The organism is Azospirillum canadense, assembly GCF_025961225.1.
Lineage (GTDB): Bacteria > Pseudomonadota > Alphaproteobacteria > Azospirillales > Azospirillaceae > Azospirillum > Azospirillum canadense.
Map to the genome: position 1 here is coordinate 2190076 of NZ_JAOQNG010000001.1, position 25111 is coordinate 2215186.

General features: G+C 67.6%; 21 protein-coding genes. 3 read left to right on the forward strand and 18 right to left on the reverse strand.

The window, feature by feature from the left end; all coding sequences use genetic code 11:
• Position 1 precedes the first annotated feature (1 nt).
• From M2351_RS10445 to M2351_RS10525, 17 genes are all read right to left on the reverse strand, one after another.
• Entirely contained in the window at positions 2–1705 is a 1704-nt protein-coding gene (locus M2351_RS10445) for a methyl-accepting chemotaxis protein (protein WP_319801877.1), read from the reverse strand.
• 344 nt (positions 1706–2049) lie between these two features.
• The gene (locus M2351_RS10450) at positions 2050–3453 is read right to left on the reverse strand and encodes a dipeptidase (RefSeq protein WP_264656013.1); all 1404 of its coding nucleotides are present in this window, start codon (positions 3451–3453) and stop codon (positions 2050–2052) included.
• A gap of 204 nt (positions 3454–3657) precedes the next feature.
• The gene (urtE, locus tag M2351_RS10455) at positions 3658–4353 is read right to left on the reverse strand and encodes an urea ABC transporter ATP-binding subunit UrtE (RefSeq protein ID WP_209769101.1); all 696 of its coding nucleotides are present in this window, start codon (positions 4351–4353) and stop codon (positions 3658–3660) included.
• 124 nt (positions 4354–4477) lie between these two features.
• Positions 4478–5224: an urea ABC transporter ATP-binding protein UrtD gene (gene urtD / locus M2351_RS10460; protein WP_264656014.1), complete on the reverse strand. Its 747-nt coding sequence runs from the start codon at positions 5222–5224 to the stop codon at positions 4478–4480.
• 1 nt (position 5225) lies between these two features.
• Positions 5226–6365: an urea ABC transporter permease subunit UrtC gene (gene urtC / locus M2351_RS10465; protein WP_264656015.1), complete on the reverse strand. Its 1140-nt coding sequence runs from the start codon at positions 6363–6365 to the stop codon at positions 5226–5228.
• 4 nt (positions 6366–6369) lie between these two features.
• Positions 6370–7974: an urea ABC transporter permease subunit UrtB gene (gene urtB, locus M2351_RS10470; protein ID WP_264656016.1), complete on the reverse strand. Its 1605-nt coding sequence runs from the start codon at positions 7972–7974 to the stop codon at positions 6370–6372.
• Positions 7975–8197: 223 nt separating this feature from the next.
• Positions 8198–9505, reverse strand: a complete 1308-nt coding sequence (urtA, locus tag M2351_RS10475) for an urea ABC transporter substrate-binding protein (protein ID WP_264656017.1) — start codon at positions 9503–9505, stop codon at positions 8198–8200.
• Between the two features lie 211 nt (positions 9506–9716).
• On the reverse strand, positions 9717–10580 hold the full coding sequence (locus tag M2351_RS10480) for a sugar phosphate isomerase/epimerase family protein (protein ID WP_264656018.1): 864 nt from the start codon (positions 10578–10580) through the stop codon (positions 9717–9719).
• A 57-nt stretch (positions 10581–10637) separates the two neighbouring features.
• Positions 10638–11810: a dihydrodipicolinate synthase family protein gene (locus M2351_RS10485; RefSeq protein ID WP_264656019.1), complete on the reverse strand. Its 1173-nt coding sequence runs from the start codon at positions 11808–11810 to the stop codon at positions 10638–10640.
• Between the two features lie 15 nt (positions 11811–11825).
• The gene (locus tag M2351_RS10490; protein ID WP_264656020.1) at positions 11826–12977 is read right to left on the reverse strand and encodes a Gfo/Idh/MocA family protein; all 1152 of its coding nucleotides are present in this window, start codon (positions 12975–12977) and stop codon (positions 11826–11828) included.
• A gap of 19 nt (positions 12978–12996) precedes the next feature.
• Positions 12997–14367, reverse strand: coding sequence for an enolase-like domain-containing protein (locus tag M2351_RS10495; protein ID WP_264656021.1), 1371 nt, complete (start codon positions 14365–14367; stop codon positions 12997–12999).
• A gap of 13 nt (positions 14368–14380) precedes the next feature.
• The gene (locus M2351_RS10500) at positions 14381–15205 is read right to left on the reverse strand and encodes an ABC transporter ATP-binding protein (protein WP_264656022.1); all 825 of its coding nucleotides are present in this window, start codon (positions 15203–15205) and stop codon (positions 14381–14383) included.
• A gap of 25 nt (positions 15206–15230) precedes the next feature.
• Positions 15231–16241 carry an ABC transporter substrate-binding protein gene (locus tag M2351_RS10505; protein WP_264656023.1) on the reverse strand — a complete coding sequence of 337 codons (1011 nt, stop codon included), beginning with the start codon at positions 16239–16241 and terminating at the stop codon, positions 15231–15233.
• Between the two features lie 49 nt (positions 16242–16290).
• Positions 16291–17151, reverse strand: coding sequence for an ABC transporter permease (locus M2351_RS10510; protein ID WP_264656024.1), 861 nt, complete (start codon positions 17149–17151; stop codon positions 16291–16293).
• A gap of 251 nt (positions 17152–17402) precedes the next feature.
• Positions 17403–18101 (reverse strand): TetR family transcriptional regulator, encoded by a 699-nt coding sequence (locus M2351_RS10515; protein WP_264656025.1) that lies wholly within the window; start codon positions 18099–18101, stop codon positions 17403–17405.
• A gap of 123 nt (positions 18102–18224) precedes the next feature.
• Positions 18225–18779 carry a hypothetical protein gene (locus M2351_RS10520; RefSeq protein ID WP_264656026.1) on the reverse strand — a complete coding sequence of 185 codons (555 nt, stop codon included), beginning with the start codon at positions 18777–18779 and terminating at the stop codon, positions 18225–18227.
• A gap of 103 nt (positions 18780–18882) precedes the next feature.
• A complete protein-coding gene (locus tag M2351_RS10525) occupies positions 18883–19194 on the reverse strand; it encodes a hypothetical protein (protein WP_264656027.1) in 312 nt (103 codons plus the stop codon).
• A gap of 264 nt (positions 19195–19458) precedes the next feature.
• Between M2351_RS10525 and M2351_RS10530 the strand changes: the two genes are divergently transcribed.
• The 3 genes from M2351_RS10530 (at position 19459) to M2351_RS10540 (ending at position 22503) form a co-directional block, all read left to right on the forward strand.
• The gene (locus tag M2351_RS10530; RefSeq protein ID WP_264656028.1) at positions 19459–20094 is read left to right on the forward strand and encodes a hypothetical protein; all 636 of its coding nucleotides are present in this window, start codon (positions 19459–19461) and stop codon (positions 20092–20094) included.
• 43 nt (positions 20095–20137) lie between these two features.
• Entirely contained in the window at positions 20138–21850 is a 1713-nt protein-coding gene (locus M2351_RS10535) for a pyrroloquinoline quinone-dependent dehydrogenase (protein ID WP_264656029.1), read from the forward strand.
• A 98-nt stretch (positions 21851–21948) separates the two neighbouring features.
• A complete protein-coding gene (locus M2351_RS10540) occupies positions 21949–22503 on the forward strand; it encodes a sulfocyanin-like copper-binding protein (RefSeq protein ID WP_264656030.1) in 555 nt (184 codons plus the stop codon).
• A gap of 24 nt (positions 22504–22527) precedes the next feature.
• Here M2351_RS10540 and M2351_RS10545 read toward each other — a convergent pair whose 3' ends face one another.
• Complete coding sequence (locus tag M2351_RS10545) at positions 22528–24873, reverse strand: caspase family protein (protein ID WP_264656031.1); 2346 nt, start codon at positions 24871–24873, stop codon at positions 22528–22530.
• Positions 24874–25111: the final 238 nt, after the last annotated feature.

Below are 25111 nucleotides of genomic sequence, written 5' to 3' on the forward strand. Positions count from 1 at the left end.
CTTACGCCGCCTTGATGCTGGCGAGGAACTGTTCCACGTCGCGGCGCAGCGCCTCCGACTGGTGGGCCAGTTCCCCGGCCGCGCCCTTCACCTGACCGGCGGAGGATCCGGTTTCGCTGGCGGCGATCGTCACCTGGGCGATGCTGGTCGACACCTCCTGGGTTCCCGCGGCGGCCTGCTGGACGTTGCGGGAAATCTCGTTGGTCGCCGCCCCCTGTTCCTCGATGGCCGAGGCGATGCCGGTGGCGATGTCGTTGACCTGAACGATGGTGCTGCCGATCGCCCCGATCGCCTGCACGGCGCCGTCGGTGGCGCTCTGGATGGCGGCGATCTGGATGGCGATGTCTTCGGTGGCCCGGGCGGTCTGGTTGGCCAGATGCTTCACCTCGCCCGCCACGACGGCGAAGCCCTTGCCGGCCTCGCCGGCGCGCGCCGCCTCGATGGTCGCGTTCAACGCCAGCAGGTTGGTCTGCGAGGCGATGTTGGTGATCAGGCCGACCACGTCGCCGATCTTCTGCGCGGCCTCGGCCAGCCCGCGGACGGTGTCGTGCGTCTGTGTCGCCTGCGCGACGGCCTGCCCCGCAATCTGCGAGGAGCGCGCGACCTGGGTCCCGATTTCGCGGATCGAGCTGACCATCTCGTCGGTGGCGGAGGCGACGGTCTGAACATTGACGCTGGTCTGCTCCGCCGCGGAGGCGACGACCATCGCCTGCCCGTTCGCCTGCTGGGCCATGGCTTCCATCGACCGTGCCGTCGCGTCGAGTTCCGACGCAGCCGACGCGACCGTGCGCAGCGACCCGGCGGTGGCCTCCTCGAAGCGCTGGATCAGCCCGTCGATCGTGGACGCGCGCCGCTGCTTCGCCTCCTGCTCGGCTGTCTGCTCAGCGGCGAGGCGGTCGGCTTCGATCAGCCCTTCCTTGAACACCTGGACGGCCCGCGCCATGGCGCCCAGCTCGTCCTTGCGCTCGGTGCCCTCCACCGCTGCGGCGAGGTCTCGCCCGGCCAAGCGATTCATGATGCCGGTCAGCCGGCCGATCGGCTTGGACACGGTGCCGACGATCATCCACGCCGCCAACAGACAGATCAGCAGCACCACGCCGATGATGCCGGCGACCATCAGCTTGCTGGAGCCGTAGATGGCCTCTCCACGGTTGGCAGCCTGCTTCCCCTGCTTGGTGTTGAAGTCGACCAGGTCGCGAAGTCCGACCTCGGCCTCGCGGAACACCTTGCGCGCGTCGGTGCGGTACAGCTTGCCCGCGTCTTCCGTCCGGTTTTCACGGGACAGGGGGAGCAGCGTCTGCGTGCTGATCCGGCGGTAGTCCTCCCAGTTCTTTGCGAACTTGCGGAAAACCTCCTTCTCGTAGCCAGGGGTGAGAAGCGTGGCGTAGCCTTTCAGCTGCTCGTCGAACCGCGCGATGGTTTCGGCCATGGTTTTCTCTTCCACGGCCATCTCCTCCTTGGAGCTTGCCGTGACGTGGGCGCCTTCAAGCACCCGGTAATTCACAAAGGAGTCCGTCATCTGGGCAAGGAGCCCGACGCTCGGCAGCCAATTGTCCCGAACTTCCGCCGCCGCATCGTTCACCGCCGAAAGGCGGTTCACCGAGAACGCACCAAGCCCTGCCGCGCACATCAAAATGACAGTGAAGGCAAAATTGGCCTTTGCCGTCACCGTCATGTTCAACAACGCCTTCATCGAACACCCCATCACAATCGAATGATTTCCGCTGGAGCAAGGCGCCGCATCCCCATTTTCTCTTTATGGCTACTCCCCCAACATTCACAGCATACTGTAATATGTATTAAACATGTCTAAAAATCGCGGCATTTTGCCGCAATGTCTCCGGCATCTTTAACTTGCGAAGCAATTTCATTAGTGCACCACAGCACGACTGTTGCGCAGTCACACCGACGGCGTTTAACGACGACCGGCGGCCTGGGAACCGGTGCGCGCAAAATCGGACGATGGCATTGAAGCAACGGCCGGAGCCACGCCCACTGCGCGACTCCGGCCAAAGAAAGACAATCGATGAACCCCGGCTTTCGCCGGGATCAGACGCCCGCGAACCGCGCCAGCATGGCCGCATGCGACCGGATGCCGTTGTGCAGGCACTTCACCTCGAACTTCTCGTTCGGGGAGTGGATGCGGTCGTCCTCCAGCCCGAAGCCGACGAAGATGGAATCGAAGCCCAGCGCCTGCCGGATGTAGCCGCCGACCGGGATCGACCCGCCACTGCCGACCAGCGCCGGCTTGTTGGTGTAGACGTCGCCCAGGCCCGCCATGGCGGCGCGCAGATACGGGCTGTCGGTCGGCACCTGAACGCCCGGCGACTGGCCGAAGACCTTGAACTCCCAGCGGCCATCGGCCGGCGTGCGTTCCTCCAGGAAGGCCTTGATGCCGGCCAGGATCTTCTGCGGGTTCTGGTTGGGCACGAGGCGGCAGGACAGCTTGGCCGAGGCCTTCGACGCGATCACCGTCTTGGAGCCCTCGCCGGTGTAGCCGCCCCAGATGCCGTTGAGGTCGCAGGTCGGGCGCGACCACAGCCGCTCCAGCGCGCTGCGCCCGGCCTCGCCGGCCGGCGTCTTCAGCCCGACACCGGCCAGGAAGGCCGTCTCGTCGAAGCCCAGGTCGCGCCACATGGCCTTTTCCTCGTCCGTGGGCTCGGCCACGTCGTCGTAGAAGCCGGGGAAGCGGACGCGCCCCTCGTCGTCGTGGATCTGGCCCAGGATGCGGGTCAGCGCGTTGATCGGGTTCAGCACGGCGCCGCCGAACATGCCCGAATGCAGGTCGTGGCTGGGCCCATGCAGCGTCGCCTCGACGTAGAGCAGGCCGCGCAGGCGCGTGGTGATGGCCGGCGTCTCGATGTTCCAGCTGTTGGTGTCGGTGATGACGCAGACGTCGGCCTTCAACTCCTCCGCGTTGGCCTTCAGGAAGGGCAGCAGGTTGGGGCTGCCGGTCTCCTCCTCGCCCTCCAAAAGGACGGTGGCGCGGATCGGCAGCGTGCCGTGCACGGCGTGCCAGGCACGGAAGGCCTCGATGAAGGTCATCACCTGGCCTTTGTCGTCCACCGCGCCGCGGGCGACGATGCGGCGGCCATGCTCCGCCTCCACGATGGCCGGCTCGAAGGGCGGGCTGTTCCACAGCTCCAGCGGCTCCGCCGGCTGCACGTCGTAGTGACCGTAATAGAGGACGTGCGGAACGTCCTTGCCGTCACCGGGGCCCTGGTGGTGGGCGACGACCATCGGGTGGCCCGGCGTCTCGCGCACGGAGGCCTCGAACCCCAGCGCCGTCAGCTCGCGCGCCAGCCAGTCCGCGGCGCGGCGCACGTCGCCCTTATGGGCCGGGTTGGTGCTGACGCTGGGGATGCGCAGAAGGTCGCAAAGGCGGCCGACCGACTCTTCGAAGCTGCGGTCGACCTGTTCGAGGACGGGTTCGACGGAAAGGGCACGCGACATTCGGAACTGCCTTGGCAAAGAAAGACTGTCCCGATGGTAGCGCATCGTCGGCTATCGCCAAGGGCAACAATAGACAAATCAGCCATCACTTCAGCCTCCACTGGGGGCCATCCCCGCGGCGGCGGCGCCCCGGCTTCGCGTGGGAAGCACAGGTTCGCCAAGCCGGGCCGCTGCCGCCGCGAGGATAACAAGGGTGGAGGTGCGTCAGACGGTCAGGTACCGCCGGACCTCGCTCTCCACCAAACCGTCACGGCTGCCCGCCAGCATGACCTCGCCGCGCTCCATCACCGCCCAGTCGTCGGCGAGGTCGCGGGCAAACTCGAAATACTGCTCGACCAGCAGGATCGCCATGCCGCCCTTATCCCGCAGGTAGGAGATGGCGCGCCCGATGTCCTTGATGATGGACGGCTGGATGCCCTCCGTCGGCTCGTCCAGCACCAGCAGCTTCGGCCGCGTCACCAGCGCCCGCCCAATGGCCAGCTGCTGCTGCTGCCCGCCCGACAGGTCGCCGCCGCGCCGGTCGAGCATGGACTTCAGCACCGGGAACAGCTCGAACACCTCGTCGGGGATGGAGCGGTCGGCGCGCTTCAGCGGCGCGTAGCCGGTCAGCAGGTTCTCCCGCACGGTCAGCAGCGGGAAGATCTCGCGCCCCTGCGGAACGTAGGCGATGCCGCGCCGGGCGCGCTCGTAGGGCGCCAGCTTGGTGATGTCGCCGCCGTCCCAGGTGATGGCGCCGCCGGACACCGGTTTCAGCCCGACGATGGCGCGCAGCAGCGAGGACTTGCCCACCCCGTTGCGGCCCAGCAGGCAGGTGACCTTCCCCACCTCGGCCGTCAACGACACCCCGCGCAACGCCTGCGCCGCACCGTAATGGAGATCGACCGAACGAACGTCGAGCATGTGCCCATGTCCCTTGCGTAAAGCTCTTCTCGTCTTGGTGGGATTCACCACAGAGACACGGAGGCACAGAGAAAAAAAACTCTGTGTCTCTCTGTGCCTCCGTGTCTCTGTGGTGAAAATCCTTTCACCGCCCCAGATAGACGTCGATGACCTGCTGGTTCGCGCTCACCGCGTCCAGCGAGCCCTCGGCCAGCACCGAGCCCTCGTGCAGGACCGTCACCTTCACGCCCAGTTCGCGGACGAAGACCATGTCGTGTTCGACCACGATCACCGAATGCTTGCCGGCGATGTCCTTCAGCAGGCGGGCGGTCTGCTCCGTCTCCGCGTCGGTCATGCCGGCCACCGGCTCGTCGACCAGAAGCAGCTTCGGGTCCTGGGCCAGCAGCATGCCGATCTCCAGCCACTGTTTCTCGCCGTGCGACAGGCTGCCGGCTTGGCGCTCGCGCTTGGGCGACAGGCGGGTGATATCGAGGATTTCCTCGATCCGCAGGCGGTCGTCGCGCCCGACGGCGTAGGTCAGCGTCTTCAACGGCCGGCGCGGAGCCTTCAGCGCCAGTTCCAGGTTGTCCCACACCGTGTGGTTCTCGAACACGGTCGGGCGCTGGAACTTGCGGCCGATACCCAGGTTGGCGATCCCCGCCTCGCGCATGGCGGTCAGGTCGGTCTTGCCCTCGAACAGGATGGTGCCGGTGTCGGGCCGGGTCTTGCCGGTGATGACGTCCATCATGGTCGTCTTGCCGGCCCCGTTCGGGCCGATGATGGCGCGCATCTCGCCGGGCTCGATCAGCAGCGACAGGCTGTTCAGCGCCCGGAAGCCGTCGAAGCTGACCGACACGCCGTCGAGGTACAGCAGAGTGTCTTCGGCGCTCATGTCAAACCCCCTTTTGGCCGGCCGGCTTGGCGGCGACCGCGCCACGGGACGGCAGGCGCTGGCGCAACTGCGCGGCGAGGCCCAGGATGCCCTTGGGCAGGAACAGCGTGACCAGCACGAACAGGCCGCCCAGCGCGAACAGCCACAGCTCCGGCAGGGCCGCGGTGAAGTAGCTCTTGCCGAAGTTCACCAGCACCGCGCCGATGATGGCGCCGGCCAGCGTGCCGCGGCCGCCGACGGCGACCCAGATCACCGCCTCGATGCTGCTGGCGGGCGAGAATTCCGACGGGTTGATGATGCCGACCTGCGGCACATAGAGGGCGCCCGCCACGCCGGCCATGCAGGCCGACAGGGTCCAGGCGAACAGCTTGTACCGCTCCGTCTCGTAGCCCAGGAAGCGCACGCGGCTCTCCGCGTCGCGCACCGCCACCAGCACCTTGCCCAATTTCGAGGCGACGATGCTGGAGGCCAGGATATAGCCGATCGCCAGCGCGACCACCGTCGCCACGAACAGCCCGACGCGCGTCGCCGGGGCCTGGATGTCGAAGCCCAGGATTTCCTTGAAGTCGGTCAGGCCGTTGTTGCCGCCGAAGCCCATGTCGTTGCGGAAGAAGGCCAGCATCAGCGCGAAGGTCAGCGCCTGCGTGATGATCGACAGATACACGCCCGTGACGCGGGAGCGGAAGGCGAACCAGCCGAAAGCGAAGGCCAGCGCACCCGGCACCAGCATCACCATGACGGCGGCGAACCAGAACTGGTCGAAGCCGTGCCAGTACCAGGGCAGTTCCTTCCAGTTCAGGAAGACCATGAAGTCCGGCAGGATCGGGTTGCCATAGACTCCGCGCGGGCCGATCTGGCGCATCAGGTACATGCCCATGGCGTACCCGCCCAGCGTGAAGAAGGCGGCGTGCCCCAGCGACAGGATGCCGACGTAGCCCCACACGAGGTCCAGCGCCAGCGCCAGCAGCGCGAAGCACAGGTACTTGCCCATCAGCGCCACGGAGTGGGTGGACAGGTGCCAGGGGGAGTCCGGGGCCGTGCCCAGCGCCATCACCGGCACCGCGACGGCCAGCAATGCCAGGACCGCCAGCAGCACGCCGGCCTTCTTGTCCAGGCCCAGCAGAAGGAAACGGGTCAGCATCGGATCAGGCCTCCACCGCCCGGCCCTTCAGCGCGAACAGGCCGCGCGGACGCCTCTGGATGAACAGGATGATGAAGATCAGCACCAGGATCTTGCCCAGCACCGCGCCCGCGTAGGGCTCCAGGAACTTGTTGACCGAGCCGAGCGCGAGGGCACCGACCAGCGTGCCCCACAGGTTGCCGACGCCGCCGAACACCACGACCATGAAGCTGTCGATGATGTAGCCCTGGCCAAGGTTTGGGCTGACGTTGTCGATCTGGCTCAGCGCCACGCCGGCCAGCCCGGCGATGCCGGACCCGAGCCCGAAGGTCAGCGCGTCCACCCGCGCGGTGCGGATGCCCATGGCGCTAGCCATGTTGCGGTTCTGCGTGACCGCGCGGATGCTCAACCCGAACCAGGTCCGGCGCAACGCCACCAGCAGCGCGCCGAAGACCAGGAAGGCGAACACCACGATCCACAGCCGCCCGTAGGTGATCGTCAGCCCGCCGAGCTGGAAGGCGCCGGACATCCAGCTTGGCGCCCCCACCTCCCGGTTCGTCGGCCCGAAGAGGGAGCGCACCGCTTGCTGAAGCGCCAGCGACAGGCCCCAGGTGGCGAGCAGCGTTTCCAGCGGGCGGCCGTAGAGCCAGCGGATCACGCTGCGCTCGATAACGACGCCGACCGCGCCGGACACCAGGAAGGCGACGGGAAGCGCCACCAGGATGGAAAAATCGAACAGGCCCGGCGCCCAGGCCCGGAAGCCCTCCTGCACCAGGAAGGTCGCGTAGGCGCCGATCATCACCATCTCGCCGTGCGCCATGTTGATGACGCCCATGACGCCGAAGGTGACGGCCAGCCCGATGGCCGCCAGCAGCAGAACGGACCCCAGCGACAGCCCGTACCACAGGTTCTGCGCCGCGCCCCACAGGGCCAGCCGGCTCTCCACCGCCGCGACGGCCTTCCCGGCCGCCGCCTTGACGGCCTCGCTGCCGTTGCCGGCGGCGCCGTTCAGCAGGGCCAGCGCGTCCTGGTCGCCGCGGTCCTTCAACACCTCGACGGCGGCGAGCTTGTCGCCGTCCGGGGCGGAGGATCCCAGCACCACAGAGGCGCGGGCCTGGGTCATGGCGCGCTTCACGCCCTCGTCCGTCTCCTTGGCCAGCGCCGCGTCCAGCGCTTCCAGCGCGTTCGCGTCGCGGCTCTTGAACACGGCCTCCGCCGCCTGCCAGCGCACGCCGGCGTTGGGGCTCATCAGCGTGAGGGCGCCGAGCGCCGCGCTCATCGTGCGGCGCAGCGCGTTGTTGACCTTGATCTTTTCGACCGCGTTGCGGTCCGCCTCGCCGATCGGGGCGCCGGTGACCGGGTCGGTCAGCGCGTAGCCGTTGCCGGAGCGCTTGGCGACGACCACCGCGCCGTCAGGCTTGCGGACATACAGGTCGCCGGCCTGCAACGCCTCGATCACCGGCACGGCGGCCGGGTCGCCGGTCTCGGCGAGCTTGGCCAGCGCCTTCTCGGTGTCGGCGTAGTTCCCCGCGCCGAGCCCGCGGACCAGGGGTTCCAGGTCGGCGGCGAAAGCGGCGGGAGCGGCCAGCGCCAGAAACGCGGCCAGCAGCCAGCAGAGTGCGCGGTGCATCGCGGTTCTCGTGATGTGTCGGAGAATTCGTGGTGCTGGTATTGCCCCCACCCCGACCCTCCCCCGCTCTCGGCGGACCAAAGGTCCGCCTGCCGCGTCAGCGCAAGCGTCGCTTGCGCGTGAGCTGGGCGGGGGAGGGAGATGAGGCGCCCCTTGTCCCCTCCCCCGCCCAGCGGGGGAGGGTTAGGGTGGGGGTATCGCAGCTAGACCTTGCTCAGAGTCCTCACGACCCCTTGCCGCCGCACTTGCCGGTCTTCACGTTGAAGTTGCCGCAGGACATCGGCGCGCGCCAGTCGGAGATCAGGTCTTTGCTGTCCGCCAGATAGTCGGACCACTCGTCGCCGGGGACCAGGCCCGGGGTCTTGGACACGGTCTCGAACTGGCCGTTCTCCTGCACCTCGCCGATCAGGACCGGCTTGGTGATGTGGTGGTTCGGCAGCATGGCCGAATAGCCGCCGGTCAGGTTCGGCACGGCGACGCCGATCAGGCTGTCGATGACGGCGCTGCTGTCGGTGGTGCCGGCCTTCTCGACCGCCTTCACCCACATGTTGAAGCCGATGTAGTGCGCCTCCATCGGGTCGTTGGTGACGCGCTTGTCGTTCTTGGTGAAGGCCTTCCACTTCTTGATGAAGTCGGCGTTCTCCGGCGTGTCGACGGACTGGAAGTAGTTCCAGGCGGCCAGATGCCCGACCAGCGGCTTGGTGTCGATGCCGGCCAGCTCTTCCTCACCGACCGAGAAGGCGACGACCGGAATGTCCTGCGCCTTGACGCCCTGGTTGCCCAATTCCTTGTAGAAGGGAACGTTGGCGTCGCCGTTGATGGTGGAGACGACGGCGGTCTTCTTGCCGGCGGAACCGAACTTCTTGATGTCGGCGACGATGTTCTGCCAGTCGGAATGGCCGAACGGGGTGTAGTTGATCTTGATGTCCTCGTCCTTCACACCCTTGGACTTGAGGTAGGCTTCGAGGATCTTGTTGGTCGTGCGCGGATAGACGTAGTCGGTGCCGGCCAGCACCCAGCGCTTCACGCTTTCCTTCTCCATCAGGTAGTCCACCGCCGGGATGGCCTGCTGGTTCGGGGCGGCGCCGGTGTAGAAGACGTTGCGGGAGGACTCCTCGCCCTCATACTGCACCGGGTAGAAGAGCAGGCCGTTCAGCTCCTCGAACACCGGCAGAACCGACTTGCGGCTGACTGAGGTCCAGCAGCCGAACACGGCTGCGACCTTGTCCTTGGTGATCAGCTCGCGCGCCTTCTCGGCGAACAGCGGCCAGTTGGAGGCGGGATCGACGACGACCGGCTCCAGCTTCTTGCCGAGAACGCCGCCCTTCTTGTTCTGCTCGTCGATCAGCATCAGCATGACGTCCTTCAGGGTCGTCTCGCTGATCGCCATGGTGCCGGAGAGGGAATGCAGGATACCGACCTTGATGGTGTCCTGGGCCGACGCAGGCCCGGCGAAACCCGCCGCGAGCCCGAGCGCGAGGCCCGCAGCCGCCACAAAGGAACGTCCCGACTTAAGCCCCGACTGAAGCATTGTGAGTACCCCCGTTCGTTGGTCAGGCGCCCGCCTCAGGCGCCTCGGGGCACTCATTCGCAAATGGGATGCCAGATCGGCCGATGGTCCGAAAGCCGTGCAATTCCAACAGGCACGCCCGACCGGCATCCGCATAGGCCTTGTGCAGCGCCATACGACCTGCACGTATTTTACGCAATTTCTGAAAAACGATTACATTTTAGGCATCGTGTCAGACCGCGGACCGGTGACGCGCGATGCAAGTGCCCAAAACGTCATCCATCGGCAAGCCCCACCAGCGGTTCGAGAAGATCTCGACCTCGGAGAAGCCATTGAATCCGCACTCTTCCACCCAGCCACGGATCTGCGGGATGTCGATGACACCGTCGCCCATCATGCCGCGGTCGAGCAGCAGGTCGGTGGTGGGCACCAACCAGTCGCAAACGTGGAAGGCCAGCAGACGGTTCCGCCCTGCGCGGCGGATTTGCGCCTCCAACTCCGGATCCCACCAGACGTGGTAGACGTCCACCGCGACGCCCAGCGCACCGCTCCCCGCCGGGTCCAGCCGTTCGCAGATGTCGAGCGCGTGGCGCATCGTGTTCACGCAGGCGCGGTCGGCGGCGTACATCGGGTGCAGCGGCTCGATGGCGAGCGGCAGGTTGGCGCCGCGGGCGTACTCCAGCAGCTCCGCGATGCCGTCCTCCACCTGCGCCTGGGCGTTCGCCAAATTCTTGCTCGCCGGCGAGCCCGGCCGGGAGAATTGCGGCAGCCCGCCGACCACCAGCACGAGGCAGGGCGCGCCCAACGCCACCGCCTCGTCCACCGCGCGGCGGTTGTCGTCGCGGGCGTCATCCCGCTGGTCCGGACCGGCCGGGAACATGCCGCCGCGGCAATAGCCGGACAGGGCAAGGTCGTTCTCCCGCACCGCCCTGACCGCCCGCTCCAGCCCCACCGCAGCCACCTGGTCGCGCCAGGGTGACACGCCGCGGATCCCCTGTCGCGCGCAGGCCTCCGCGATCTGAACGAGGTCGCCCTGCTTGCGCACGGTCGCGGTGTTGATCGACAGCCAGCGATGATCGCCGGAAAAGTCGCGCATGGTCTTGTATCTCCGGAAACTCCGTTCCCTCTCCCTACCGGGGAGAGGGAACCGCCCTCACACCGCCTCGACGCCCCTGACCGCCATGACATCCGCCATCCGCCACACCGCCCGCTCCGGGTCGGTCAGCAGCCCGGCCTTGTCCGCCAGACGGAAGATGTCCGCCAGATGCAGGGTGGAGCGCGCGCTCTCCTGCCCGCCGATCATGGTGAAGTGGTCCTGGTGGCCGTTCAGGTAGGCCATGAACACGACACCCGTCTTGTAGAAGCGGGTCGGTGCCTTGAAGATGTGGCGGGACAGCGGGACGGTCGGCGCCAGGATCTCGTGGAAGGTACCCTCGTTCCCCGCCGCCAGTTCGGCCAGCGCCGCCGCCGCCGCCGGGGCGATGGCGTCGAAGATGCCGAGCAGGGCGTGGGAGTAGCTCTGCTCGTCGCCGGCGATCAGCTCGGCGTAGTTGAAGTCGTCGCCGGTGTACATGCGCACGCTCGGGTCCAGCCGGCGGCGCATGACGATCTCCTTCTCCTTGTCGAGAAGGGAGATCTTCACACCGTCCACCTTGGACGCGAAGTCGTTGATGATCCCCACCGCCGTGTCGAGCGCCACAGCGAAGTCGTTGGTTCCCCAATAGCCGGCCAGCGCCGGGTCGAACATGTCGCCTAGCCAGTGGATGATCACCGGGTTGCGCACCTGGGACAGGATGCGGCTGTAGACGCGGACATAGTCCTCCGGCCCCTTCGCCACACGGGCCAGCGCGCGGGAAGCCATCAGGATCACCCGCCCGCCGAGATCCTCGACAGCGGCGACCTGCGTCTCATAGGCGCGGATCACGTCGTCGACGCTGCGCGCATCCTCCGGCGCCAAATGGTCGGTGCCGGCGCCACAGGCGATGAGGGCGCCACCGCGCGCCTTCGCCGCCGACAACGACCGCCGGATCAGCTCCAGCGAGGCATTCCAGTCCAGCCCCATGCCGCGCTGGGCGGTGTCCATCGCCTCCGCAACGCCGAAGCCCAGGTCCCACAGATGCTCGCGGAAGGCTATGGTGCGGTCCCAGTCGATGGCCGGGGTCAGCCACGGGTCGTTGTCGGCCAGCGGGTCGGCCACCATGTGCGCGGCGGCATAGGCGACGCGGTTCAGCGGCCGGTCGGTGCGCGCGGGGAATCCCCGCGCGGGCGCCAGCGTGTAGGTCTCCAGCGAGCGGTCGGCCCGCGGCAGCTTGATGGTCTGCGCCATGGATGGATGCTCCGATCAGGCCGTCAGCGACGGAACGTCGACCCAGCGGCGCTCCTTCCAGCTCTTCAGCGCGGCCTCGACCAGCTGCACGCCCTTTGCGCCTTCGATCAGGCCGTGGTTGAAGGGCGCGTCCTCGACCACATGGCGGATGAAGGCCTCCCACTGGGTCTTGAAGCCGTTGTCGACCGGCTGGTTGTCCGGCACCGGCTGCCACGTGCTGTAGAAGTCGATGGTCTGCTTCTGGTCCGGGTTCCACACCGGGCGCGGCGTGCCCTGGCGCGGCTGGATCACACAGTCGGTCAGGCCCGCCACCGCTGAGCCCAGCGTCCCGTCCACCTGGAACGTCACGAGGTCGTCGCGGTAGACGCGCGTCGCCCAGGAGGAGTTGATGTGGGCGATGACGCCGCCCTCAAGCTCGAAGGTCGCGTAGGCCGCGTCGTCGGCCGTGGCCTGATAGGGCTTGCCCTGCTCGTCCCAGCGTTCCGGGATGTGGGTGGCGCCCAGGCACGAGACGCTCTTCACCTGGCCGAACAGGTTGTCGAGCACGTAGCGCCAGTGGCAGACCATGTCGAGGATGATGCCGCCGCCGTCCTCCTCCCGGTAGTTCCAGGAGGGGCGCTGCGCCGTCTGCCAGTCGCCCTCGAACACCCAATAGCCGAACTCGCCGCGCACCGAGAAGATCTTCCCGAAGAAGCCGCTGTCGCGCAGCATCTTCAGCTTCTGCAGGCCGGGCAGGAACAGCTTGTCCTGCACGGTGCCGTTCTTCACGCCGGCCTGCTCGGCCAGCTTCACGACGCGCAGGGCCTCTTCCAGGTTGGTGGCGATGGGCTTCTCGCAATAGACGTGCTTGCCGGCGCGGATCGCCATCTCCAGCAGCGTCGGGCGCATCTGGGTGGTGCCGGCATCGAAGAAGATGATGTCGTCCGGGTTCGCCAGCGCCGCTTCCAGATTGTCGGTCCAGCGCTCCACCCCGTGGCGCTGGGCAAGCTCGCGGATCTTCTCCGCGTTGCGGCCGACCAGGATGGGGTCCGGCATGACGCGGGAACCGTCGGACAGCGTGACGCCGCCCTGCGCCCGGATGGCCAGGATCGACCGGATGAGGTGCTGGTTCATCCCCATGCGGCCGGTCACGCCGTGCATGATGATCCCAAGGCGCTTGGTGCTCATGGTGCGAACTCCCTGAATCCTATGATGCTTGATGTTCTGGTTCTTGTAGGCGGTCGAGCCGGTCCCAGGCCGGCTGCGCCGCGCTGGCGAAGCCGGGGACGGCCAGTGTTGCGGTCGGCAGGCTCCCGCCCGCCGTGGCGAGGCGGACGGTCCCGCCTTCGCCCGTGTAGAAACCGGGATGCGCGGCGAGGAAATCCCCGGCCTCCGGCGCCCCGTCGAAACCCTTCCCGTACTGGTGCCCGTTGCGCTCCGCATGGCCGATGCCGAGCAGGGCCACCAGCGCGGTGTCCTGCTGCACGGCGAGGCCCGCCTGACAGGTCAGGTCCTCGGCCGAGATGAAGTGCGGCGCACCCCAGGCGGCGCAACGTGCGCGGTTCAGAAGCGCTTTGTAGAGCCCCTTGCAGGACTTGGACGAAACGCCCCGGTAGCCGACCTCCCGCGCCCGCGGGAAGGCGTCGTAGCCGTCGTCGCTCTCGTCGATGATCAGCGGGATGCGCTTGGCAAGGCACCCCAGCGGTTCGCCCAAGGCCCGTTCCCGCGCGATCGGCTGCTCGACGTAGAGCAGGTGCTGCCGGAAGACCGCCAGCGCCGGGTCGCGCTCCATGGCCTCCATCAGCCCGGCCAGCGCCGCGGCGTCCGGATACTGCTCGTTGCCGTCCAGCGTGGCGCGGTAGCCTTCCGCGGCCGTGTCGAGCACGCGGGCGATGGCCTTCAGCCGCTCCAAGTCGGCGGCGACGTCGCCGCCCAGCTTGATCTTGAAACGGCTCAGCCGCTCTCGCGCCAGCAGGCCACGCAGGTCTTCCGGTTCGTCCAGCAACCCTACCGTGTGGCGGATCGCCACCGCGCCGAGCGGCGTCAGCCCGCCCAGGAACCCGTCCACGTCGAAGCCGGCGAGGTCCTGCGTCAGCCGCGCGTCGAGCCCGGCGACGTTGGCCGCCATGCCCGTGAAGAAGTCCGTTCCGAGCGCCCGCAGCAGCCCGTCGAGAACGGCCTTGTCGATCAGCGCCGGCCCGTAGGCGGCGGTCAGGTCCGGCAGTCCCACCGCGCGGCAGGCCTGCACTTGCGCGCCGTAGGCCGCCGCGTGGTGCCCGAAGGCGCTGTCCAGCCGGTCATCGGCCAGATAGGCGTCCCGCGCGGTGTGGAGCGACCGCCGCAAGCCGTCCACCGTCTCGGCCGGGCTGCGCGCCGGGTTCTTGTCGAACCACTTCGGCATCATCATCTCGGCCGTGCCGCCCCAGTCCTCGCCGACGCCCTCCACCTCCACCAGGGCACGCACGAAGGCCTGCGGGGCCGCCTCCACCGTCACCGCGCCGAAGCGGAAGGGCTTCGTGAATTGGACGGGGCGTTCGTAGAGTTCGATGGCGCGGATGCGGAGGCGGGGCGAGGTCATGATCGCATCCGCCTCAGTCCAGATGCCCCTGCGCGTTGAAATGCGCGCGGATCCTCTGGGTCAACTCGATGAAGACCGGGTGCCCCATGACGTCCAGCGTCCGCGGGCGCGGCAGCGGGACCTCGTAGGTGGCGGCGATGGTGCCCGGACGCTCCGACATCACCATCACGCGGTCGGCGAGGAACACCGCCTCGGGGATGGAGTGGGTGATCAGCATCACAGTCTTGCCGGTCTCGTGCTGGATGCGCTGCAACTCCACGTTCATGCGCTCCCGCGTCATAGCGTCGAGCGCGCCGAAGGGCTCGTCCATCAGCAGGATCTTCGGGTCATGGACGAGCGCACGGCACAGCGAGGCGCGCTGCTGCATGCCGCCGGACAGCTGCCAGGGGTACTTGTTCTCGAACCCCTCCAGCCCGGTCATGCGGATCAGGGCGCGGGCGCGTTCCAGGTACTTGTCGCGCGGCAGGCGGCGGACCTCCACCGGCATCATGATGTTGCGCAGGACCGACCGCCAGGCCAGCAGCACCGGGCTCTGGAACACGATGCCGACATCGTCGTGCGGCTCGGTCACCGTGGTGCCCTCGATGCTGATGGTGCCGGAACTCACCGGCAGCAGGCCGGCGACCATCTTCAGCAACGTGGACTTGCCGCAGCCCGACGGGCCGACCACCACCAGGAACTCCCCGTCCCGCACGTCGAAGGTGATGGGACGCAGGGACGGCACCTCCCCGTCGCGGGTGCGGTAGGTCTTCGTCACGCCGTCGATCTGGATCAGGGTCTTCTGCGACAGGCGGCCCGTTTCCTCTGACCCGACGATTTTCAGGTTGGGCTGTGCCATCCCGGTATCCCCTCCCTTGCTGGCCTTACTGGCTGCTGCCGCTGGTCGTCGCCGGGTCCGCCGGCAGGAAGTCGCGGGTGTAGAAGGCCTTGGGGTCCTTCTTGGCCGACGCGTCCACGCCGCCGTATTCCACGAGCATGGTGACGCTGTCGGTCATGTTGGCGTCGGTGACGCGGAAGGGCCGCATGTTCTTCGTCTCCGCCGTGCGGTAGAGCGGCGTGGTCAGCTCGAAGCCTTCCAGCAGCGTCGCTTCCTGCCCGGCCTTCGGGTTCGCCTTCAGGATCGCGGCCACCGCCTCGCGCGGGGCCTTCTCCGCGCCCTCGACCGCCTTGGTGGTGGCGGCCATGAAGCGCTTCACGAGGTCCGGGTTGTCCTTCAGCGTGTCTTTGTTGGCGATGATTCCGCTGGAGACCATGTTGACGCCGTAGTCGGAAAAGCGGATCGGCGTCACCGACTTGCCGGTGGCGTCCTTGATCTTCATGCTCTGGTCCATGACGTAGCCGAGCAGCAGGTCCGCCTGCCCGTTGATCACGGCGTTCAGCTTGGTCTGCGCGTCGCCGGACACCACGCGGAAGTCGCTTTCCTTCAGGCCGGCCTTCTTCAGGAACAGCGGCCAGATCTGGGACATGCTGTCGCCCGGCGTCATGGCGACGGTCTTGCCCTTGATGTCCTCGGCCTTGGTGATGTTCTTCTCGGCGAAGCCCATGGCCGACATCGGGTTGACCTGGAGCAGCACACCCGGCGAGATCACCGGCGCGCCCTTCACGGCCGCCTTGATCATGGTCGGCACGTCGACGTAGCCGAAGGTCACCGTCTTCGCGGCCACCGCCTGCGTGGTCACGGCGGACCCGCGGCCTTCCTGGATTTCCAGGTCGATGCCCTCGGCCTCGTACAGGCCCTTGTCCTTGCCGTAGTAGAAGGGCGCGTGCTCGCCGTAGACGTACCAGTTCAGCATCAGCACGACCTTGTCCCCGGCCTGGGCCGGCAACGTCGTAGCGGTCAGCGCGCAGAGCGCCGCGAAGAGCGTCTTCCTCATCTCTATTCCTCCCGTTGGATGCCCGGCCCGGTTCTTGTCTTGTTGGCCGTTACGAAGTCGCGGTGTAGGTGTGGCGGTGGCTGGCGTGCCAGGGAATGGCCAGCCGCTCGATGACGTCGATGATCCAGAAGAGCACCACACCGATCATCGCCAGCACCACCAGGGCGGCGAACATCAGCGGAAGCTCGAAATTGCCGATGGAGCGCTGAAGCACGAAGCCGATGCCGGAGTTGGCGCCGACGAACTCGCCCACCACCGCGCCGACGACGGCCAGCGTGATCGACACCTTCAAACCCGCGAAAATGGCCGGCATGGCGTGCGGCAGGCGGACCATCGTGAAGGTCTGGAGGCGCGAGGCCTTCATGGACTTCGCGAGATCCATCATGTCGGTGTCGACCGACTTGAAGCCCTGCACCGCCGACACGACGATCGGGAAGAAGGCCAGCAGGAAGGCGGAGATCACCTTCGGCAGCAGCCCGAAGCCGAACCACACCACGAACAGCGGTGCGATCGCCACCTTCGGGATCGACTGAGAGAAGACCAGCAGCGGGTAGACGTAGGCCTCCACCGTCCGCGACCCGGCGATCAGCATGGCGACCGGGATGCCGAACAGCACCGACAGCGCGAAGCCGCCCAGCGTCGCCATCGTCGTCGGGACGGAGGCCGCGAGCAGCTGGTCCCAGTCGGACATCAGCGCCAACGCCACGTCGCCCGGCTTCGGGATCAGGTAGGCGGGGATTGCGAAGACCCGCACGGAGACGTCCCACAGGATCGTCAGGATCACCAGCAGCAGAACCGGCCGGAACCAGCCGGAATTGGCGAGGCGCACCAGGAAATTCAGCGGGGTGCCCGATCGGTCACCCGATCCGCCATCCGATCCCTTGGCGCGAGCCGCAATGCCGAATGCCATCGTCCTTCCTCCCGCCGGTCGGGCTGGGCGCGGTGGATGCGCTCTTTTAACCGGCTGGTTAAAAGTACGTCCGGGCATGTCTGCGGGTCAACTACGCCAAAGGGGGTGGCGGATAATACGTTTGGCAAGCATTTGCAGATGGAAGCGTCGTAGGTTGGGTGCAGGCGCAGCCGGAACCCAACGTCGCCGGCAAAGCGACCATGTTGGGTTCCGGCTGCGCCTGCACCCAACCTACGAAAAACAAAGGGTTTTTACGCGCGCAACGACGACAGGACCAGTTCCACCATATGGGTCAGACGGGCGGTCTTCTCGTCCTCGGCCAGCAGGTCGCGACCGAAAATGACGGACAGCGTGTGCACGTTCGACAGGTAGAAGTAGGCCAGCCCGGCGATGGAGATGTAGAGCTGCACCGGGTCCACGCCGGGGCGGAACACGCCGATGGCGATGCCGCGCTTCAGCACATCGGCGATCATCTGCACGAAGGGGGAGTGCATGGCGTGCACCTTCTCCGACGTCTTCAGCAGCTCCGCCCGGTGCAGATTCTCGATGTTCAGCAGCGCCATGAACTCGGGATTGTCGAGGAAATACTGCCAGGTGAACTGGATCAGCCGCGCGATGGCCTCCGGCGGGGTCAGCGTCTCCAGGCTCAGCGTCCGCTCCGCGACGCGGATGCGCTCGTAGGCGCCCTCCAGGACGGCGAGGTACAGGCCCTCCTTGTTGCCGACGTGGTAGTAGAGCATCCGCTTGTTGGTGCCGGCGACCTCGGCGATGCGCTCCACGCGGGCGCCGCCCAGGCCATAGCGCGCGAACTCCTCGGTCGCGGCGGCAAGGATTCGGGCGCGCGTCCCCTCGGGATCGCGCGTGACCTTCGGCGCGTCCGTTTCTCCGGCGGTCTTCCCGGCGCGGGGCTTGCGCGGCCTCGTCTTCTTCGGGTCGATCAGCGTTTCCATTCCCCCGTCCTTACACAAGTTGCGGCCGGATGCCCGGCCGCGAAGGTGTCCACTGTGGGGCAGAACGCGGGGGACGGGAAGAGTGGACCGTCCCGGACGGCCGTGCGGTCACTTCGTACCCAATCATTTGGTCGTCGTGGTCCCGCTCGGCGTTCCGGTCGAGCCGCCCGGCCCCGTGCCGGTGGTGGTACCGGTCCCAGTGGATCCGGTGCCGCCCATCTGGCCGCCCATCTGGCCGCCCATCTGGCCATTGGGCATGGTCCCGCCGCCCTGCATCATGGTCCCGGGCATCATGTTGCCGTGCATCATATTGCCGGGCATCGCCCCGCTGCTGCCGGACATGGCGGCGCCTTGGCCGCCGGTATCCACCATCATCGTCACGGTTTCGCCATTGGCGCCCTGCGCCTGGACCAGATAAGCGGAATCGAGGACGCGGATGTTGGTGAAGCCGGCCTGCTCCAGCGACTTGCGCAGCTTGTCCTGGCTGCCTGCGTCCATGGAGTGGAAGCGGCTGCCGACCGACCCGGCGCTGTTCTGGTCCATCGGGACTCCGCCGGACGGCGACGCCCCCGTTGTGCCGGCCGTGGAGCCCGTGGACGGGGTGGTCGTCGATTGCGCCATCGCGCCGGCGGGCAGCGCCAGCATCAGGGTGGCCGCGGAAACGACGAGAACTCGCATGACTTTTCCTCCCAAGCATCGGGCCCCGCGACATGGGGCCCCGTGAAGGAAAAACAGCCGCGCGGCGGCACCATCACCGGAATGTGCCCCGTAAGGGCGCCGGTCACTGGCGCACATCGAACAGCTTTCCATTGCGGAACACGCAGGTGCCCTGGACCAGCCGCCCCTCGCCGGAGGTCAGCGCCAGCTTGACCCGCACCGTCGTCTCGTTCGGCCGCTCCGCATCCACCGCAGTGACGGTGTAGGCGTGCCCTCCCCCGCCCTGCCGCTCGCCCAGCTCGTGCGCGCAGGCGTCCACCAGCGGCTTGTCGGCATCGGTCAACGTGATGGTGGGGGGCGATGCGGTTTGGGCAAGCACCGGACCGGCGCCGAGCGCCACCAGGAAAGCCACGGCGAAAGTCCGGCAACGGCCCATGAATGCTCCCCCCAACTGTTGCGGGCACACCAGATCTGGCTAGCCCTATTGGTTTACGTATGGATTGTTTGACAACCGAACATAACAGTTCCATCATGAACAAGACGATAAAATTCGCACCGGCATTTTGTCCTGCCGCACAGAACCGCGAAGTCGCCGCCAAATGACCGGCCCAAAAGGACCGGCGGTTCAGGGGGTTATTCGATCATGCTAGTTGTGTCGGCTGGCCGCTCCGTCTTGGAAGCGGTCGGAAGGGTCGCCTTTGTGCTGTTTCTCGCATCGGCCTCCCCATGGTCCACACAGGCGGCCGAACCGCTGAAGGACTGGCCTTGCAAGGAACCTCTGGTTGCGCCGCTGACCGCCGCCATGGTGTGGCCGGACCGGCATCCGGAGGCGCTGGCCGCCCTGCCCGCGGAGCGCGCGTGGGAGGCCGACCCGCGCGTGCGCGACCTCGTCGAATACGCCCTCAACCCGGAAAACACGCCCACTCTCGGCGCCGAGGCCATCGCGCGCTTCGCCAGGGAAGCCGGCGAACCCGGCCGCGACCGCCGGGCGGAACTGACGCTGGCCCTGTCCGGCGTGGTGGACCTGACCAACCGGCTGCGCGGCATCATGGTGGAGGGCGTCGGCCTGAACGTGGTCCGCTCCAAGATCCTGGCGGAGGAAGTGAACGCCAACAGCGCGGCCCTGACCCAGGTGAGCGGCGACACGATGAGCAGCGACAAGGGCAGCGGCAACACGGGCGGCCCCACCGTTTCCGATGTCCGCCAGGCGCGCTTCTGGAACCTGCGCCGGCTCGACAAGACGGAAGACGACGCGGCGATGATCTGCCGCAAGCTCGCCTACAGCGAACGCAAGCTGCGCACGCTCGCCCAGGCGGTGTCCCAGGCAATGGACTGAGGGTCTCGACACGGCACCAAGCAACGCAAACGGGGAGGCATCCATGACTGTACGGGTGGCGACCGCCGCGGTCGCTCTTCTGGCCGGCGTCGGCTCGGCGCTGGGACTCATCGCCGCCGGTGCGCCGGCCTCGGCTGCGACCTGGGACGAGTTGGTCGCCGCCGGGCAGCAGAGCAAGAACTGGCTGAACTACGGCGGCGACCTCGGCCAGATGCGTTACTGGCCCGGCAAGTCGATCACCCCCGATACGGTCAAGAACCTGAAGGTCAAGTACATCTTCCAGACCAGCGTGGTCGGGTCCTTCCAGACGACGCCGATCGTCGAGAACGGGATCATGTACATCACCACGCCCTACAACCATGTCTTCGCGGTGGAGGCGGCGACCGGCAAGGAGCTGTGGCACTTCCAGCACAAGCTGGCAACCAACTATCTCTGCTGCGGCCCGAACAACCGCGGCGTGGCGATCCTGGGCGACCTCGTCTTCATGGGGACGCTGGATTCCCACCTGATCGCGTTGAACAAGAAGACCGGCGAGAAGGAATGGGACGTCGAGGTCGCCGACAGCGAGATGGGCTATTCCGAAACCCACGCGCCGGTCATCTACAAGGACAAGATCATCATCGGCATCTCGGGCGCCGAATACGGCATCCGCGGCTTCATCAGCGCCTACAACGCCAAGGATGGCTCGCTCGCCTGGCGCTGGCACACCATCCCCGGCCCGGACGAGGCCGGCCCCGACGGCGTGAAGGGCTGGGAAGGCACCTATGTGGAGAAGGCCGATGGGCAAAACCCCCTGAACCGCGACGTCGCCGGCGAGAAGGCCGCCGTGCAGTCCGGCAAGTTCACCGACGCGTGGCGGCGCGGCGGCGGGTCGAACTGGATGACCAGTTCCGTCGACGTGCAGCGCGGCATGGTCTTCGCCACCACCGGCAACCCGTCGCCGGACCTCGACGGCTCCGCCCGGCCGGGCGACAACCGCTGGTCCGACAGCCTCGTGGCGCTGGACGCGGACACCGGCAAGGTCAAATGGGCCTACCAGTACCTGCCGCACGACGTCTGGGACCTGGACAGCACCTCCCCGCCCGTGCTGGCCGACGTGCGCGATGACAGCGGCAAGATGGTCCCGGCGGTCCTGCACGGCGGCAAGACCGGCTGGGTCTATGCCAACGACCGCGAGACCGGAAAGCTGATCCGCCGGTCAGAGCCGATGATCCCGCACGAGAACCTGTTCGCGCTGCCGACCCCCGGCCAGGGCACGCGCATGCTGCCCGGCGCCAACGGCGGCGTGGAGTGGAGCCCCTGCGCCTTCAACCCCGACACACGGCTGTTCTACTGCGTGAACCTGCACCAGCCCATGCACTACATCGTCAAGAACGAGCCATGGGAGAAGGGCAAGCTGTGGCTGGGCGGCGCCTTCGTCGCCATCCCCGGCGAGAAGCAATGGGGCAACGTCGCGGCGGTCAGCCCCGATACCGGCAAGATGATGTGGGAGGCCCGGACCGAGCAGCCGATGATCGGCGGCACCATGACGACGGCGGGCGGCGTGGTCTTCGCCGGCGAGGCGAACGGCGCCTTCAACGCCTACGACGCCAAGTCCGGCCAGAAGGTCTGGACCTTCCAGGCCGGCGCCGGCGTGAACTCCGCGCCGATGGCCTTCGAGGTGGACGGCAAGCCCCACGTCGCGGTGGCGGCCGGCGGCAATTTCCAGATCAACGCGAAATACGGCGACGCGCTGGTCGTGTTCGGGCTCGACTGACGCACCACAGCATTTCCTGGCTCCAAGGGCGCCGATGCCCCGACCCGGCGCCCTCTTTTTTGTCCCTCTATTCCGGCCCAATCATTTCCGGAGGCATCATGACGAGACGGATCGCGGGCGCGCTGGCCTTCGCCGGAACGCTGCTGGCGGTGGTGACCGGCGTGGTCGCCGACGAGAAGCTGACGCCCAGTTGGATCACCGCCAACCCCGACCGCAAGCAGATCCGCATGGACGTGGTCGCCGGCTGGAACCCCAACAACGGGGCGCTGAACTTCAACGGCTATTACAAGGGCAGCATGACGGTGGTGGTGCCGGTGGGCTGGACCGTGTCCATCAAGTTCACCAACCACGACGGCATGCTGCCGCACAGCCTGCTGATCACCAAGCCCTACAAGCAGGAGGAGATGCCGGACGTCGCCGGCGTTGCCCAGGTCGCCATCTCCCGCGCCTACACGATCAACCCGGAGCAGGGCCTGCCGCCCAACGGCGGCGACACGCTGGACTTCAAGACCAGCACGCCCGGCGACTTCGACTTCCTGTGCGGCGTCGCCGCCCACGCGACCGGCGGCATGTGGACCAAGTTCCGCGTCGATGAGCAGGCGACGGAGCCTTACATGATCATCGCGTCGGGCGCGGAGGAAGGACGGAAGTGACGAGAGAGGCGGCCCCTCCCCTCATCACTCGCTCAACAGCGTCGCGCCCCGCCAGATGCCCGGCCGCAGCGCGCCGCCATCCATGATCGCAGCACCCGGCCCGTCCTGGATGCCGCCGCGGAAGACGCCGACATGGCGGGCGCCGCCGCGCATGACCAATTCACCGTTGCCGTTCGGCAGGCGGTCGACCACCACGCCGTCGTAACGGTCGCCGTTGGTGAAGACCATCTCGCCGTGACCGTCGACGCGGCCGGCCTTGATCTCGCCGGCGTAGGAGTCGCCGTTGGCGAAGTGGTAGACGCCCGGCCCATTCGGCACGCCGTTGCTGAAGGTGCCCTCGTAACGGTCGCCGGAGGTGAAGGTCATCACCCCGACGCCGGACATCTGGTCGCCCTTCCACTCGCCTTCATAGACCTGCCCGTTGGCGAAGCGGTAGATGCCGACGCCGTCCTTGCTCACCGTACCGGTCAGCCCGAAGCCGCCGCCGCCCCGCCCCCACGCGCCTTCGTAGACGTCGCCGTTGGGGAACTTGTAGACCGACGCGCCTCCGGATCCGCCGCGCCCCTGCTGCGCCACCTGCCGGGCCGAGGCCTGGACTTGGCGCGCCCGGTTCTCCGCCGCACGGCCGGCGTTGGCGGCACTCGTCGCACGGGACGCCGCTTTCCGTCCAGCCTCCACCGCCTCGCGGTAGGGGGCGGCCAAGCCCGCCGCGGCCGGCTCCCGCGAGCCCGCCGAGCGTCCGGCCGGCTCGTTGGGCAGGGCCGCGATCTCGGTCGAGCCGGTCGTCCCGGCGAGCGAGCCGGCCAGCGGATCGATGTCGCCGCGCGCCACCACCGGCGCCGGGGAGGCATTGGGCGTCAGGGACACCGGGCGCCCGCTCGTCCCTGGGCCGCTTGCCCCACCCGCCGCCGAGGCGCTTGTCCCCGGCACGTCGCCGACGCGACCGGACAGGGCGCCGGTGGACACGTAGCCTTCGTTCCCGAAGCGGTCGCGCACCAAGGCCCAATTGGAGTCCGGCACCGATTCGACCAGCGTCACCAGTTGCCCCTGTTCCAGGTCGCGCACGCTGCGCGCACCGAGCGTCGGGCGGGCGAACATGTTGGATTCGCGCAGCACCGCGTAGATGCCCGGCGCCGGGCCGGAGGCCGCCAGCGGGTTGCCCTGCGGCTGAGTCGGCGGTGCGGAGGCGAGGGGAGTCTCCGCCTTCGCCTTGTCCTCCGGCTTGGCGAGGTTGGCGGCGTAGGCGAAGCCGGTCTTGCCCTCATGTTCGACGCGCAGCCAGCCGCTGTTCTTCTTCGGGCGGCCGGTGATCTTCACCTCGGCGTCGTGCCGCAGGCCGCCGACCACCGCCGCCTTGTTGTCGGGGGCGGCGCGCAGCTTGGTGTCGCGGCTCACGACGCGCGTTTCGTCCAGCGGGTCCACCTCGATCTCCGCGACCGTCGGCGTAAGGGCCGGCATCGGTGTCGGGACCACCGCGGGCTTGTCCTCCGGCTTCGGTTCGGGCTTGGCGGGCGCCGGCAGGGCGGCGACGGCCGGCCCCGGCTTCGCCGTCCCGGGCACGAGCACAAGGCCGGTGCCGAGCTGGTCCTGCAGCCAGGGGTGCTGCCCGCCGCGGGTCTTGCCGACCACGGTCCGCGCAACCTCGCCCAGCGCGTCGAGCAGGCCGACGCCCGGCTTCACCATCTCCTGCGCCAGTGCCGCCGTGAAGACGCTTGGCCCATTTCCGGACAGCGCCGCGGGCGGAGTCCCCGGCCGGTGGGAGTAGACGACGAACAGGTTGTCGAAGGCCGACGGCGCCGTCAGCACCGGCTTGACCGACCGGCCCGCGTCGCCCATGGCGGCGGCCAGCGTCTCGGTCAGCGGGTGGCTGGGCACGGGATCGAACACCGCGACCGCCTTGCGCCCGCCGCGCTGGATTTCCTTCAGCACGTAATCGAGTTCGATGGTGTCGAAGATGACGTCGTATTCGGAGGCGAGCTTGGCGTCCACCGGGACCAGGAAGCTCTTCGCCGACAGGCTCAGCGCCACGCCGGAATAGTAGAAGAAGCCCAGGTCACCCGCACTCAGCGCGTCCTGGAAGCGGCTGATCGCCGCCACCATGCCGCGGTGGTCCAGGTTGTCGGCAACCGTGACGGCAAAGCCGGCGCGCTTCAGCGCGTCGGCCATGGTCGCGGCGTTGGCCGCCACCCCGGCCGCGGCCCCGCCGTTGTGGTACTGCGCGTTGCCGACGACCAGCGCCACGCGCTTGTCCTGCGCGGCGGCGACGCCGGCCGTCAGCAGGATCAGGACGACGCCCCAGATGACCTTGCTCAGAACGACGTTCCGGCAAAGGGCGTTACGACACCAGCGCACCACGGTCATGTCCTCCATCAGACGAACTATGCAGCTAACCCATTCAGATAAGCCGCCGATGCAAAAGCTGTAAAGACTCTTACCGAATTGGCTGCTGGTTTAGGTCCCTTCGAACAGCAATGTACCGCACCCATTCCGTGGAAATTCTTGCAATTTCGGAGCAGTTTCGCCTCAGAAGCAGCAGTGTGTCATGCCGACAACACAGAAAATCGACAAGTGGTGGTTATTTCCGGTGACAAATTCTGGGCGTGATTTT